Here is a 14,982-nt window from a genome sequence, read left to right as displayed (position 1 = left end):
TCATGTGGGCCCTCCCTCCCCAGCCACAAGGCCCCATCGGAACCGCGTGTGGCGCCGGAGCAGCTGCCGCAGCGGTCACCGGTCCTGGCTTCGGCCGAACCTGAGGTAGGCGAACAGGCCGACGATGTTCCCGCAGACGCAGACGGCCAGCCAGACCTGCGGCGGCAACAGGCGCGTGTGCGGGTGCCGTGAGATGTCGAGCATGCACAGCACCGCGGGGAGGACCGCGATCAGCGGCACGATCGCGATCCACGGCGAGGACGGCAGGGATCCGAGGGGTTCAGCGAGCACGGACAGCGCCTCTCGGGCAGGTGATCCGCGCCCCGTGACGGGGCCCGGGCCGGGTTCTACGGGGTCTCGGGCGCGAGGATGAAGAGTCCGGCGACCTTCTGGTCCGCACGGCGCGGCCGTAGGTGGTGCTGCGGAGCCGTGCCGAGCGCTGCTCCGCCTCCAGAGGCGCGAATTCGGTTGTCATGCCGGCCACGATCCTCCCTCGCGTTGTCCGCAGCGAGGGGCGGAGGGGTCTCGTGGACCGGTCGGGGCGGCCCGTCGCTTGAGGGCCGCCCGGTCCGGGCTCAGAGGGCCGGGCGGCCCAGGCTCCGCTCGCGCACCGGCGGAGCCTGGGTGGCGATGAGGGCGGCCTGGACTCGGCGTTCGACGCCGAGCTTGGCGAGCAGCCGTGAGACGTGGTTCTTGACGGTCTTCTCGGCCAGGTAGAGGCGCTGGCCGATCTGCCGGTTGGTCAGGCCCTCGCCGATCAGCGAGAGGATCTCCCGCTCGCGGTCGGTGAGCTGAGGGAGACCGGTGGTCTGCGGGGCGGCGTCGCCGCGCAGCCGGGTCATGAGGCGGGTGGTGGCGCCGGGGTCGAGCATGGACTGCCCGGAGGCGACGGTACGCACGGCGGTGACGAGGTCGGTGCCGCTGATCTGCTTGAGGACGTAGCCGGAGGCGCCGGCCATGATGGCGTCGAGCAGGGCATCCTCGTCGTCGAAGGAGGTGAGGATGAGGCAGGCGAGTTCGGGCATGCGGGAGCGGAGTTCGCGGCAGACGGTGACACCGTCGCCGTCGGGCAGGCGCATGTCCAGGACGGCGACGTCGGGACGCAGGGCGGGGACGCGGGTGAGTGCTTGCTCGACGGTGGCGGCTTCGCCGACCACGGTGAGATCGGGTTCGGCGTCCAGCAGGTCGTGAACGCCCCGGCGGACCACCTCGTGGTCGTCGAGGAGGAACACCCTGACCGGGCCGTTCGTGTCGTCCGCCATCATCGCTCCGCTCCACGGCCCGCCGTGCCGAGCCACCTGGGACAGCAGCTTAGCCGCGCGCAGGGCCACCTGTCCGGTCCTTGAACAATGGGCGAGGAGCACGGCCGCTGGAAGGAGCGCATCGACCTGCTGCTCCCGTACCCGGTCACCGCCGAACTGATGGCCGCGACCGGGAACCCGCACACCGCCTTCCTGCACTGCCTGCCCGCCCTATACGGTGGCACGCTCGCCGGGGCGCGGGACGACCGCGTTCCAGCCGAGTTCCTTCGCGATCCGGGCGCGCAGGCGCTCGGAACTCCTCGGCTCGCCGTGGACGATGTAGACCGTGTCGGGAGCGGGGGCGCCGCGCAGCCAGCCGAGGACCTCGTCGGCGTCCGCGTGGGCCGAGAAGCCGGGCACGTTGACGACCTCGGCCCGGACGGGGACGTAGGTGCCGAACATCTTCACCGACCGGGCGCCGTCGACCAGGTCCCGGGCACGGGTGCCCAGGGCCGCGAAACCGACGACCAGGACGCTGTTGCGCGGGTCCGGGAGCAGCCGGCGCAGGTGGTGCACGACACGTCCTCCGGTGGCCATCCCCGAGGCGGAGACGATGACGCTCGGGACGGGGCTGTGCTGGATGCCCGCGGACTCCTGGGCGGAGCGGGCCGGGGTGAACGGGGCCGGATCGAGCGCGGCCTCCCCTTCGGCAGTCAACTCGGCTCGAAGGCAGGGGGACCGGCGGTCGATGGCGTCGCGGTAGACGCGCAGGGTCTGCAGTGCCATGGGGCTGTCGACGAACACCGGCACGGAGGCCGGGATCTTGCCGGTCCGCTTGAGTTCGGCGAGTTCGTGGAGCACCACCTCGGTGCGGTCGACCGCGAAGGAGGGGATCAGTACGTGGCCGCCCCGGGACAGCGTCCGGTTGACCGCGTCGGCGAAGCGCACCCGGGACGCCTGGTCGTCGTGGTGGCGGTCGCCGTAGGTCGATTCGACCAGCAGCACGTCCGCGCCGGAGAAGGGCTCCGGCGGTGCCAGCAAGGGGTGGACGGGCCGGCCCAGATCGCCGCTGAAGGCGATGGTGCGGCCGTCCTCCAGGGTCAGGTGCGCCCAACCGGATCCGAGGATGTGGCCCGCGTGGTGGAGCCGCAGGACGGTACCCGGGGCGATCTGCGTCTCGGAGCCGAGGTCGACCGGACGCATCAGCGCCAGGGCCCGTTCGACGTCCCTCTCCTCGTAGAGCGGCCTGGCGGGGTGGTGCTTGGACCAGCCGTGCAGGTTGGCGTGCTCGGCCTCCTCCCGGAGCAGGTGGGCGCTGTCGCGCAGGACCAGCTCCGCCAGCCTGGCGGTGTCCGGTGTGCAGTACACGGGGCCGGTGAACCCGTCGCGGACCAGGCGCGGCAGGTGGCCGCAGTGATCGAGGTGGGCATGGGTGAGTACGGCGGCGTCGATGCCGCGCGGGTCGAGGGGCAGGGGTGCCCAGTTCCGCCGTCGCAGGTCCGCCTGCCCCTGGAAGAGCCCGCAGTCGACCAGTACCCGGGCGCGGTCCGCCGCGACCAGGTACTTGCTGCCCGTGACGGTACCCGCGCCGCCGAGGAAGGTCAGTGACCCCGATCGTGGCTCCCGGTGATTCCGCGCGCGGTCCTTGACCGGCCGTCCGATCGCGTCACTGGGCATGGAAGCCACCTGCTTTCCGTTTCGTCGGTGTGGCGTCGGTTGTCGTCGACCACTTTGCCGGGGCCGGCTGCCGCGGCGACAGGTCATGGCGTACTCAGGGAGAAGGACGAACGGCCCTGGAGTTTCCGGTGGTTCGAGGTACTGCGGGCGCGCCTGGGGCCGGTTGACCGGGACGGCGTCGCGAAGCCGTCGGGAAGGAGGCCGGAGTACCGCAACGGCATCCTGACGGTCCGGGTCCCGCAGGCGGCCAAGGCGCAGAAGGCCGTGCGCACGATCCCGGTGCGGCGCGCGGAGCAGCCACGGGGCAGTTCGCCGCGCTCTTCGGACGGCCGGTGGTCCCGGCCGCCCGGCTCGGCGTGCCGGCCGGCGGGAGCCGTTCCAGGACGTGGATGTTCTCGCCGGGAACTCGCCGTCCCTGATCAGGAAGGCCGCGGCGGCCAGGGAAGCCATGCCGCCGCCGACCAGGTGGGCCTTCGAGGCGCGCCCGCTGCCGATCACGGTGTCGTCCAACCGTCCGAGGTCCGCGCCGTGGCGGCGCACCTGCCCCGTCGTGCAGGTGCCACCAGCCTCCGGCCACTCGGGGGGCCGCGTCAGGGGGTGGCGGTACCCGTACCGCAGGGCCGGAAGTCCTCACTGCCGGGGCAGTCTCCGGGCGATCTGCGATGGTCCTCAGGTCCCTCCCGGTGCGGAGGTGTTGTGCCCCGTTCGGCCCTGGAGCGGGGGCACGGGTGGGACGACGATGGATACCGCCTGCCGGCGGCTGCCGGCGGCCACGGAACCGCCCCGAAGGAGACCGTCACCATGTCCGTCACGCCCAGCCAGACCTCCGTGGCACCGTCCGAGCGAGAGCTACGGGCGCTCGACGCGCACTGGCGGGCTGCCAACTACCTGGCGGTCGGCCAGATCTACCTGATGGCCAATCCGCTGCTGCGCGAGCCGCTGCGCGCTGAGCACATCAAGCCGCGTCTGTTGGGCCACTGGGGTACTTCGCCCGGACTGAACCTGGTGCACACCCACCTCAACCGGGTGGTGAAGGCCCGGGACCTGGACGCGATCTGCGTGTGGGGGCCGGGGCACGGCGGTCCGGCCGTGCTGGCGAACTCCTGGCTGGAGGGTACCTACTCGGAGACCTATCCGGACGTGACCCGCGACGAAGCGGGGATGGCCCGGCTGTTCCGCCAGTTCTCCTTCCCCGGCGGGGTGCCGAGCCACGTCGCGCCGGAGACCCCGGGCTCGATCCACGAGGGCGGCGAGCTCGGCTACGCGCTCTCGCACGCCTACGGCGCCGCCCTCGACAATCCCGGGCTGCTGGTGGCCTGTGTGATCGGCGACGGCGAGGCCGAGACCGGCCCGCTCGCGGCCTCATGGCACGGCAACAAGTTCCTCGACCCGGTCCACGACGGGGCCGTCCTGCCGATCCTGCACCTCAACGGCTACAAGATCGCCAACCCGACGGTCCTCGCCCGCCTGCCCGAGGACGAACTCGACGCCCTGCTGCGCGGCTACGGCCACCGACCGCTGTACGTCACGGGTGACGATCCGATGACGGTGCACCAGGCGATGGCCGAGGCCATGGACACCGCCCTGGACCTGATCGCCACCATCCAGCGCGAGGCCCGCACCGACGGCTCCACCAGCCGTCCGCACTGGCCGGTGATCGTGCTGCGCACCCCCAAGGGCTGGACCGGCCCGGCCAAGGTCGACGGACTGCCCGTGGAAGGCACCTGGCGCGCCCACCAGGTGCCGCTCGACATGGTCCGCGACAACCCGCAGCACCTGGTCCAGCTGGAGGCCTGGCTTCGCTCCTACGGTCCCGAGGAACTCTTCGACGACCAGGGCCGACCGACCGCACTGGTGCTGGCCTGCGTACCCGCCGGGGCACGCCGACTCGGTGCAAACCCGCACGCCAACGGCGGCCTGCTGCTGCGCGACCTGCCCCTGCCACCGCTGGAGCACTTCGCCGTGCAGGTCGACAAGCCCGGCGCCACCCGGCACGAGCCCACCCACGCGCTGGGCGACCTGCTCGAACAGGTGATGGCGGACACCGCCGGACGCCGGGACTTCCGCCTGGTCGGCCCGGACGAGACGGCCTCCAACCGGCTCCAGAGCGTGTACGCCGCCACCGGAAAGGCCTGGCAGGCCGACGTACTGCCCGTCGACGAGCACCTCGCCCGCGACGGCAGGGTGATGGAGATCCTCTCCGAACACACCTGCCAGGGCTGGCTGGAGGGCTACCTGCTGACCGGCCGCCACGGCCTGTTCTCCTGCTACGAGGCGTTCGTCCACATCGTCGACTCGATGGTCAACCAGCACATCAAGTGGCTGCGCACCACCCGCGAACTGCCCTGGCGCGCGCCCATCGCCTCGCTCAACTACCTTCTGACCTCGCACGTCTGGCGCCAGGACCACAACGGCTTCTCCCACCAGGACCCGGGCTTCGTCGATCACGTCCTCAACAAGAGCCCCGAAGCCGTCCGCGTCTACTTCCCGCCGGACACCAACACCCTGCTCGCCACCGCCGACCACGTGCTGCGCAGCCGCGACCTCGTCAACGTCGTCGTCGCGGGCAAGCAGCCCTGCTCCGACTGGCTCACCCTGGACGAAGCCCGCGACCACTGCGCCCGCGGCGCCGGGATCTGGGAGTGGGCGGGCACCGACGACGGTGCCCGCGAGCCCGACGTCGTCCTCGCCTGCGCCGGTGACGTCCCCACCCAGGAGGTCCTGGCCGCCGCGGACCTGCTCCGCCGCCACCTGCCCGACCTCCGTGTCCGGGTGGTCAACGTGGTCGACCTGGCCCGGCTGATGCCGGCCGAGGAACACCCGCACGGGATGCCCGACGCCGAGTTCGACGCCCTGTTCACCCGCGACAAGCCGGTGATCTTCGCCTACCACGGCTACCCCTGGCTGATCCACCGTCTGGCCTACCGCCGGGCCGTCCACCCGCACCTGCACGTGCGCGGCTACAAGGAGTCCGGCACCACCACCACGCCGTTCGACATGGTGGTGCGCAACGACCTCGACCGCTACCGCCTGGTCATGGACGTCATCGACCGCACTCCGGGCCTCGCCGTACGGGCGGCAGCCGTCCGCCAGAAGATGGCCGACCAGCGCACCCGCCACCACGACTGGATCCGCGAACACGGCATCGACCTGCCCGAGGTCACAGACTGGACCTGGAACAGCTGACCCGGCACCAGGGGGGCGACCGTGAGGAGACGATCACCATGGACCTGCCCGTCACCGTCGGTATCGATGGCTCCGACGCCAGCCTGGCCGCCGCCGACTGGGCCGCCCGCGAAGCACTGCTGCGCGAGCGCCCCCTGCGCGTCCTGCACGCGCTGGCCCTCATGCCGCACCGCCCAGCAGGCTGGGCGGTCCCACCACCCGAGGACGGCGGCACGCTGCTCCACGAGACCCGCGAGATCCTCGCCGGGCGCTACCCGCAGCTCCGCACGCACACCGAACAAGCGCACGACCTCGCCACCGCCACGCTGACGGCAGCGGCGGAGGATGCGGAACTGCTGGTGCTGGGTGCCCGCGGCGACGGCGGATTCCCCGGGCTGCGGGTCGGCTCCACCGCGCTGTACGTCGCCGGCCGGGCCGGCTGCCCGACCGTGCTGCTCCCGGTCGCCCCGCCGGGTGGCGGCCAGCGCGAGCAGGTGGTGGTCGGCGTGGACGCGCGCCGCCCCGCCGACGCGGCGCTCGCCTTCGCGTTCGCCGCCGCGCAGCGCTACCGCCTGCCGGTGAGAGCCCTGCACACCTATCCGGCCGGGCCGGCGGACCGGGCCGATCTGGTGCGGGACGGCGAGACCGAGCTGCTCACCCGTGCCCTCGCGTGGTGGACCGCGGCCCACCCGCAGGTGGAGGTCATCCTCCAGGTGGACGCGGTGGGCGCGGGCCTGGCGCTCGTGGAGGCGTCGGCCAAAGCCCGGCTGCTGGTGGTCGGTCGCTACGCACCGTTGTCCACAGGGCGACTGGGGCCGGTGGCCCACGCCGTACTGCACCACGCGGGCTGCCCGGTCGCGGTGGTGCCCGGCACCTGAGGGCGCAGCGCCGGGGCCTTCGGGCCCCGGCCAGGGCCGCTCGGCTTCTGCGGCGGGCGGGAAGCGGATCCTGTTGTGGCCGTGTGAGGAACCTCCATGTCTGTCTGCACTTCGCGTCCGCCGCACTCCCCGCACCGCACCGAGTCGACCCCGAAACCCCGTACCAGCCACCGCCGAAGGAAGGCACCCCTCGGACAGTCCGAGGCTGGGCGAACGAGAAGGACCACATGCAGAACGACTTGATCACTCCCCGACAGATCGCCGACGACTACGTGGCCCGGGTCGCCGCACACGATCCCGTCACCTCCACGTCCCTGGGCCTGGCTCCGGGTGACGACCGGATGCCCGACCTGTCGCCGGACGGAGTCGAGGAGCGCGTCGCGTTCGCGCGGGCAGCGCTGGCGCGGCTCGACGCCCTCCCCGAACCCCCGCTCGATGGCGATCCGGCGGAACTCACGTGTGCGCGGCTGTTGCGGGAGCGGCTCGACGCCGAGGTGCGGGTGCACGAGGCCGGTGAGCACTTCCGGGCCGTACGGAACATGCACACGCCCGTGCACCAGCTCCGGAGCATCTTCACGATGATGCCCACCGCCACCGAGGAGGACTGGATCCCGGTCCTGGGCCGGCTGCGGAACCTGCCCACCGCGCTGGACGGCCACCGCGCCACGCTCACCCGGGGCGTCGACCGCGGACTGCTGACCGCACCCCGGCAGGCCGACGTGCTCGCCGCGCAGCTCACCGCGTGGACCGGGGAGGCCGGCGGCGGCCCCGGCTGGTTCGCCGAGTTCGTCGCCCCCGCACCGCAACGGCTCCGCCCCGACCTGGACTCAGCGGCGAGCCGGGCGACCGCCGCCGTGGCCTCGTTCCGCGACTGGCTCCGGGACACCTACCGGCCCGCCACCGAGGGCACCCCGGACGCCGTCGGCCGCGAGCGCTACCTGATCACCGCCCGTCAGTACACCGGCGCCGACCTGGACCTGGGCGAGGTCTACGACTGGGCGTGGGAGGAGTTCCACCGGGTCTGGGCGGAACTGCGCACGGATGCCGAGCGGGTCCTACCCGGCGCCACCGTCCAGCAGGCCCGGTCCCACCTGGACGAACACGGACACACCGTGCAGGGCGCCGAGCGGATGCGCGCCTGGCTGCAGCAGATCACCGAGGAGGCGATCGAGGCACTCGACGGGCACCACTTCGACATCACCGGACCGCTGCGCCAGGTCGAGACCCGGATCGCCCCGGCCGGCAGCGCGGCCGCGCCTCACTACAACGGCCCGAGCCTGGACTTCAGCCGCCCGGGCCGCACCTTCCTGCCGCTGGCCAACGGCGACGCGCAGGAGCGGTTCCGCACCTGGCGCCTGGTCAGCACCTGGTACCACGAGGGAGTTCCCGGTCACCACCTGCAGCTCGCCTCCTGGACCGCCGCGGCCGATCAGCTGTCCCGGTACCAGGTCACCCTGGGCAAGATCAGCGCCAACGTGGAGGGCTGGGCGCTGTACGCGGAGAGACTGATGGACGAACTCGGCCACCTCACCGACCCCGCGCGCCGACTCGGCTACCTCGGCAAGCAGATGATGCGCATCGTGCGCGTCATCATCGACATCGGCATGCACCTGGAGAGCGCCATCCCGGCCGGCTCCCCGTTCCACCCGGGCGAGCGCTGGACCCCGGAGCTGGCCACGGCTTTCATGGCCGACTACGCCGGCATGACGTCCGCCCACCTGGAGAGCGAGATCGTCCGCTACCTCGGCCGGCCCGGCCAGGCCATCGGCTACAAGCTCGGCGAGCGTGCCTGGCTGGCCGGCCGGGAAGCCGCCCGCCGCAGGCTGGGCGCCGACTTCGACCTCAAGCGCTGGCACATGAAGGCGCTGCGGCAGGGGTCCCTGGGCCTGGACGACCTGGAGGCGGCCCTGGCAGCCCTGTGACCCCCGTCAGCCGAAGCGCACGGGAAGCGGCCCGGAGACTCCCTGAGGCACCGGGCCCACGGAACAGTGCGGGGGCCGTCACCGCGTTCCTCCTCGGCACCTGGGAGGAGCGCGCCGACCGCAGCGCACTGACTCCGGGACGTCCCACGACCGCCACTCAATCGATCAGGGGCGGCTGCACGGCCTGGGCCGCGGTGCTCGCCCGCGCGGGCAACGGAGCCGCCCCGGCCGCTCCCACGGATCCCGCACCCAGCCCCAGCACGATCGCCACGGCCACCACCGAGCGGCCTGGTAAGCGCCCCGTCCTGGTCTTCCTCGAATGCCACATGCTCAGTACCTCCCCGCCCGCGGCACACACGGGTCCGCGGGACCGGGCCCCGGTGGGGCCCCCGCCGGAATCTACCGACCGGGAAGCGGAACCAAACCGTCCTCAGCAGCGTGCAATAGCACGGAAGTTGGCGTCCATCGGCCTCCCTCGATCGACGTAGGAAAGGCCGTCGAGCAGGATTCACGCAGGCAGGCGGTGAGTACTGCGCCTATCTCCACCCCCGCCGCGCCGACCGCTGGACCATGCCCGACCCGGTCCGCGAGGAGGACGAGGGCGCGACCTGTTGAGGTCCCGGGTCGGCTCCGCTCGGACCGGGTCTTCGGCAGCGCGGTGGCCGTCCTCGACTTCGACTCCCTCACCCTCGCGGCCTTCGGACATGACCTCGCCGAGCTCGTCATCGGCATCAGTTCCTCGATGCCGGGACTGAGCCGCCTCAGGGGCGTTGCGGCAGGACCAGCGGTACCCCGGTGCGCGGGTGCGCCAGCACCTCGACGGGGTGCCCGTACACCTCGCTGAGCAGCGGTGCCCGCAGGACCTCGGTGACCGGGCCGTCGGCGACGGCCGCCCCGCCGGTCAGCAGTACCACCCGGTCCGCGTAGGCCGCGGCCAGGGACAGGTCGTGCAGGACGACGACCACGCCGTCCCCGGCCGCGGCGCGGGCCCGGGCGACGCGCAGCACCAGCTCCTGGTGGCGCAGGTCGAGGGCGGCGGTCGGCTCGTCCAGGAGCAGCAGTGGGGCGCGTTGGGCCAGTACCCGGGCCAGCGCCACTCGGGCCCGCTCGCCGCCGGACAGGGCGGTGAAGGGGCGCCCGGCGAAGGCGGTGGACTCGGTGGCGGCCATCGCCTCGGCGACCGCCGTCTCGTCCTCGGCGGCCGCCGCCGTACCGGCCCATGGCGCGCGGCCCATCCGTACCACCTCGTCGGCCGGGAACGGGAAGGACAGCGCGGCGGACTGCGGCAACAGTGCCCGGTGCAGGGCGAGTTCGGCGGGTCGGTACGTGTTCAGCGGGCGGCCGTGCAAGGTCACCTCGCCACTGTCCGGAACGACGTCCCCGGCGAGGACGGACAGCAGGGTGGACTTGCCCGCGCCGTTCGGCCCGAGCAGCGCGACCACCTCACCGGCCGCGACCCGGACGGCGGCGCCGGACAGCAGCGGGCGTCCACCGACGTTCAGCCGGACGGCCTCGGCGGCGAGCAACTCGGCTCCGGGGGCGGGTCGTTCGGGGATCGCCCGGTGTCGGTGCAGTCTCATGCCCAGCCTCCCTGCCTGCTCCTGGTCCGGCGCAGCAGCCAGAAGAAGAACGGGCTGCCGATCAGTGCGGTGAGCACGCCGAGCGGCAGTTCGGCCGGCTCGGCGAGGGTGCGGGCGGCGAGGTCGGCGACCACCAGGACGAGCGCGCCGCCGAGTGCGGAGGCGGGCAGCAGGAAGCGGTGGCCGGGCCCGGCCAGCATCCGCAGCAGGTGTGGGACGACCAGTCCGACGAAGCCGATGATGCCGCTGACCGCGACGGCCGCGGCGGTGAGCAGCGCGACCACGGTGATCAGCGTCAGTCGCATCCGCTCGACGTCCACCCCGAGGTGGCGGGCGGGGCGCTCGCCGAGTGCCAGCAGGTCCAGCCTGCGGGCGTACAGCGGGGCGACGGCGAGTCCGACGACGGCGAAGGGCAGGACGGCGAGCACCTTGCCCCAGGTGGCCTGGGAGAGCGAGCCGAGCTGCCAGAAGGTGACCTGGCTGATCGCGGCGGAGTCGGCGGTGAACAGGAGGATGCCGATCAGCGCGCCGCAGAAGGCGTTCACGGCGACGCCGGTGAGGATCAGCGTGACCACCTCGGTGCGTCCGCCGGAACGGGCCATGACGTACACCGCGAAGACCGTCAGCAGTCCGCCGGCGAAGGCGAAGGCGGTGACCGTCCAGTGGCCGAGGGCGTCCAGGCCGAGCACGATGCAGGCCACCGCTCCGACCGCGCCGCCGGAGGAGACGCCGATGACGGCGGGTTCGGCGAGCGGGTTGCCGAACACGCCCTGCATGAGTGCCCCGGCGCAGCCGAGCGAGCCGCCGACCAGGAGGGCGAGTACCACCCGGGGCAGCCGGACGTTCCACAGCACCGACTCGGGCACCCGGTCCAGGGCGTGCCCGCCGAGGCCGAGGCGGTGGGCGGCGGAGGCGAGGACGTCGCCGAGCGGTATGCGGTAGGCGCCGGTGCCGGCGGCGATCAGCGCGCAGAGCACCAGGGCGGTGGCGAGCGCGGCGGTGATCAGGGTGGTTCGGCGGAGCGTCGGGGCGGCCTTCCGGCCGATGGCGATGGTCACTTGGCGTCCGCCGGGTAGAGCTGGGCGGTGATCTCGTGGATCACCTGGGGGGTGCGGGGGCCGTAGCTGAGCAGTTGGCCGTCCTCGATCGAGACGATCCGGCGGTCCAGTCCGGCCGGGGTCTGGGCGACGCCGGGCAGTTTGAGGAGGCCGTCGACGCCGCCTACGGAGTCGAGTCCCTTGCTCATCACCAGGATGGCGTCGGGCGCGGCCTTGACCAGGGCCTCGCTGGTGAGCGGGGTGAAGTCGCCGGTGAGTCCGGCGGCGGTGCCGGCGTCCTCGCCGCCGACCGCCTCGATCAGTGAGCCGGCGCCGGAAGCGGGGCCGCCGATCAGGTAGACGGAGGCGCTGCCGCGCAGGTAGAGGAAGGCGACCTTGGGGTGGCGCCCGGTGGCCGGGACGCCGGCCCTGGCCTGCTCGATCCGCTGCTCGGTGCGTTCCTTCAACTGCCGTCCGGCGTCCGGGACTCCGAGCGCGGCGGCGACGGTGTCGATGCGCGGGCCGACGTCGGCGAGCTTCTTGGCGTCGTCCAGCACGAGCAGCGGGACACCGGCCGCGCGGATCTGCGCGATCGCCTCGGCCGGGCCGGTGGAGCGGTCGGCGAGGACGACGGTGGGGTGCAGCGAGAGCACGCCCTCGGCGGAGACCTCGTGGGCCTGGGTGATCACCGGCAGGGCGGCGGCCTGCTGGAAAGTGGTGGAGACGTCCCGGGCGACCGCCTTGGGGCCGAGGCCCAGGCTGAACACCAGCTCGGCGAGGCTGCCGTTGAGCGGGATGATCCGCTCGGCGCTCGTGACGGTGACCTGGCGGCCGTCGGCGGAGACGGTGGTGGCCGGGAGCTGCGGGACGGGTTCGCCGGGCAGGGGCTCGACGGTGTCGGGGGCTCGGGAGGTGGCCGCCGTGGCCGCGGCCGTTCCGGTGGAGGAGCCGCAGGCGGTGAGGGCGAGCAGCAGGCCGAGGGCGAGTAGCAGGAGGGCGGGCCCCCGAGCGGCCTGGAGTCGGATCGTACTGCTGCTCAACGTGCTTCCCTTCGCCGGGTGTTGTCGTCGCCTTCGCCCTGGCGGGGGAGGGGACGGCGGGGTTCTTGACTCATATATTAGGTTAGCCTTACCTAAGTTTCACAAGGGGGTCGGTGCCGCCTCGCCGCACCCTCCCCTTGCCGTGTCCCGCACCCTGTCGAGGAGTGATCCGTTGTGCCCCTGTCCAGTCGGCTCCGCCGTCCGGCCGCCGTCGTGGTGGCCGCTCTCGCCGCCCTGCTGGCGGCGGGTCTGTCGCCGGGCCCGGCGGCCGCAGCGGAGGGGCGGGTGTCCGGCGGGCGGTTGGACTGGGGGATCAGGCAGTCCTTCCTGACGTACGTCACCGGTCCTATCGCCAAGGGGAGTTGGGGGCTCACCGGTGGTGCCGCCACGGTCGGCGGCAGCACCTTCCGGTTCCACTCCGCGACCGGCGCCTACGATCCCGCGACCGGCGCGCTGACCGCCGCCTTCTCGGGCGGCGTCCGCTTCACCGGGCATCAGGAGAACGGCGCCAACGCGCTCGACCTGAGCGTTGGCCGGCTCACCGTCCGGGCCGTCCAGGGCGGCACGGCCGGGCTGTACGCGGACGTCAGCAGCAAGTCCAAGGAGACCGGGCAGGTGAGCAGCGCGAGCCAGGCCAAGCTGGCGGACCTGTCGCTGGCCGGCGTCGACCTGCGCGGCGCGGCCGGGACCCTGACGCTCGGCAACGTCCCGGCGACCCTCACCGACGCGGGAGCGCAGGCCTTCGGCAACTTCTACCAGGCGGGGACGGCCCTCGATCCGCTCACCCTCTCGGTCAACCTGCCTGCCGCACCGGCGACTTCGGCGTCGCCCTCGTCGAGCGTGACGCCGACGCCGAGCGCGGTGCCGACGCCGAGCGCGGTGCCGACCGCGGTGCCGACGCCTTCGGTCGAGCCGACGCCTTCCTCCCAGGTTCCCACGAAGGCCGGGTTCGCCAACGGCGCCCTCGACTGGGGTGTGCGCCGCACCTTCCGCGACTACGTCACCGGCACCATCGCCCAAGGCCGTTGGGAGCTCGGCGACGGTGCGGCCGACGGCGGCGCCTTCTTCCGCTGGACCCCGGCCAAGGGCACGTACGACCCCGCGAACGGCGACCTCACCGCCGCCTTCACCGGCACCGTGCGCTTCACCGGCCTGCGCAGTGGCGAGAGTTACGGCCTGGACCTCACCCTGGCCAACCCGGGCGTCACCGTGTCCGGCGGACAGGGCAGGCTACTCGCCGACATCTCCGGCCGGACTCCGGACGGCAGGGTCCGGCACCTGACCGGCGTCGAGCTCGCCGCCTTCGACCCGGCCGGACTCAAGCCCGAGGGTGGTCTGCTGACGGCCGTCGAGCTGCCGCTGAAGCTCACCGAGGGCGGCGCCGAGGCCTTCGGCGGCCTCTACCCGGTCGGCACCGAGATGGACCCGCTGAGTTTCGCCGTCGCCCTCGACCCGGCGGCCGCGCTGCCCCCGCTGCCCGACCTCGGCAGCGCCCCGGCCACCCCGCCGAGCGCCGCCGCGAGCCCGAGCGCCTCTCCGGTCGCCTCCTCTTCCTCAGGCTCTTCCTCGGGCGGAGTGCCGGTGGCGGCCGTGGCCGGCGGCGCGGTGCTGGTGGCCGCGCTCGCCGCGACCGGCGGCCTGCTCGTCCGGCGCCGTCGCCGCACGGCCGCCGGGTCCGGTGCCGCCGCGCCCGGTGCCGCCGGGGCCACGTCTGACGGCGCCGCCTGATCCGCCCTCTCCGGAGCATCCCCCGCTCCCTCCCCCTCTCGAACGGAGTAACCAGCATGTCCCGCAACCGCACCCGGCTGGCCGCCCTCGCGGCCGCCACCGCCGGTCTCGGCCTGACCGCCTTCGGCGCCCCCGCCCTGGCCTTCGCGGCCGGCGGCCCCGGCAGCGTCACGTACGACACCGGCGCACTGGACTGGGGCGTGAAGGCCAGCTTCCGCACCTACCTCAACGGCCCGGCCTCCCAGGGCGGCGCGATCGAGCTGACCGGCGGCGCGACCACCAACGCCGACGGCACCTTCCACTTCGGCCTGGCGAGCGCGAAGTACGACCTCGCCACGCATGCGCTCAGCTCCTCCTTCACCGGCGGTGTCCACTTCACCGCCCACCACGGCGCGCTGGACGTCGCGCTCAGCGACCTGAAGGTCACCACTTCGGGCACCACCGGCACGCTCACCGCCGACACCGCCTCCAAGGAATCGATGGGCGCCACCGAGATCACTCGGCGGCAGGACGTGCCGCTGGTGACCTTCACCGTCGGGCGGGACACCACCGCCGGGGTGCCCACCTCCGCCAAGCTGACGGAGCAGGGTGCCCAGGCCTTCGCGGGCTTCTACCAGGCGGGGACGGACATGGACCCGCTCTCACTGCTGCTCAAGCAGAGCCCGGCGACGCCCTCGCCGACCGCCACGCCGTCCGGCACCTCCTCGCCCACCG

11 protein-coding genes are annotated in these 14,982 nt (G+C 73.2%); 5 read left to right on the top strand and 6 right to left on the bottom strand.

Features of this window, described 5'->3' with window-relative positions; genetic code table 11:
* Positions 1–75: 75 nt before the first annotated feature.
* The 3 genes from J0670_RS11825 to J0670_RS11815 all read right to left on the bottom strand — a co-directional run bounded on the left by J0670_RS11825 (position 76) and on the right by J0670_RS11815 (position 2,918).
* Positions 76–291 (bottom strand): PLDc N-terminal domain-containing protein, encoded by a 216-nt coding sequence (locus tag J0670_RS11825; protein WP_207811457.1) that lies wholly within the window; start codon positions 289–291, stop codon positions 76–78.
* A gap of 284 nt (positions 292–575) precedes the next feature.
* Positions 576–1,265 (bottom strand): response regulator, encoded by a 690-nt coding sequence (locus J0670_RS11820; RefSeq protein ID WP_374223091.1) that lies wholly within the window; start codon positions 1,263–1,265, stop codon positions 576–578.
* 207 nt (positions 1,266–1,472) lie between these two features.
* Complete coding sequence (locus J0670_RS11815) at positions 1,473–2,918, bottom strand: MBL fold metallo-hydrolase RNA specificity domain-containing protein (RefSeq protein ID WP_207811456.1); 1,446 nt, start codon at positions 2,916–2,918, stop codon at positions 1,473–1,475.
* 801 nt (positions 2,919–3,719) lie between these two features.
* On the opposite strand from J0670_RS11815, the gene J0670_RS11805 reads away from it, so the two are divergent.
* The 3 genes from J0670_RS11805 to J0670_RS11795 all read left to right on the top strand — a co-directional run bounded on the left by J0670_RS11805 (position 3,720) and on the right by J0670_RS11795 (position 8,883).
* Positions 3,720–6,104: a phosphoketolase gene (locus J0670_RS11805; protein WP_207811455.1), complete on the top strand. Its 2,385-nt coding sequence runs from the start codon at positions 3,720–3,722 to the stop codon at positions 6,102–6,104.
* 38 nt (positions 6,105–6,142) lie between these two features.
* Positions 6,143–6,961 carry a universal stress protein gene (locus J0670_RS11800; protein WP_207811454.1) on the top strand — a complete coding sequence of 273 codons (819 nt, stop codon included), beginning with the start codon at positions 6,143–6,145 and terminating at the stop codon, positions 6,959–6,961.
* A gap of 227 nt (positions 6,962–7,188) precedes the next feature.
* Positions 7,189–8,883: a DUF885 domain-containing protein gene (locus J0670_RS11795; RefSeq protein WP_207811453.1), complete on the top strand. Its 1,695-nt coding sequence runs from the start codon at positions 7,189–7,191 to the stop codon at positions 8,881–8,883.
* A gap of 761 nt (positions 8,884–9,644) precedes the next feature.
* Here the strand turns inward: J0670_RS11795 and J0670_RS11790 are convergent.
* Genes J0670_RS11790 through J0670_RS11780 form a run of 3 tightly spaced genes read right to left on the bottom strand, consistent with a single transcriptional unit; the run spans position 9,645 to position 12,540 of the window.
* Positions 9,645–10,463 carry a heme ABC transporter ATP-binding protein gene (locus J0670_RS11790; protein ID WP_207811452.1) on the bottom strand — a complete coding sequence of 273 codons (819 nt, stop codon included), beginning with the start codon at positions 10,461–10,463 and terminating at the stop codon, positions 9,645–9,647.
* Positions 10,460–11,515, bottom strand: coding sequence for an iron ABC transporter permease (locus J0670_RS11785; RefSeq protein ID WP_307806488.1), 1,056 nt, complete (start codon positions 11,513–11,515; stop codon positions 10,460–10,462). The genes J0670_RS11790 and J0670_RS11785 overlap by 4 nt, the downstream gene beginning before the upstream one ends.
* 2 nt (positions 11,516–11,517) lie before the next feature.
* Positions 11,518–12,540: a hemin ABC transporter substrate-binding protein gene (locus J0670_RS11780; protein WP_243436892.1), complete on the bottom strand. Its 1,023-nt coding sequence runs from the start codon at positions 12,538–12,540 to the stop codon at positions 11,518–11,520.
* A gap of 174 nt (positions 12,541–12,714) precedes the next feature.
* Between J0670_RS11780 and J0670_RS11775 the strand changes: the two genes are divergently transcribed.
* Positions 12,715–14,268 carry an HtaA domain-containing protein gene (locus J0670_RS11775; RefSeq protein ID WP_307806487.1) on the top strand — a complete coding sequence of 518 codons (1,554 nt, stop codon included), beginning with the start codon at positions 12,715–12,717 and terminating at the stop codon, positions 14,266–14,268.
* 56 nt (positions 14,269–14,324) lie between these two features.
* On the top strand, positions 14,325–14,982 hold a 658-nt coding region (locus J0670_RS11770), incomplete at its 3' end, for an HtaA domain-containing protein (protein WP_207811450.1).

The organism is Streptomyces sp. FH025 (assembly GCF_017427025.1).
Taxonomy (GTDB): domain Bacteria; phylum Actinomycetota; class Actinomycetes; order Streptomycetales; family Streptomycetaceae; genus Kitasatospora.
This window is presented reverse-complemented; position numbering and strand designations above follow the sequence as displayed.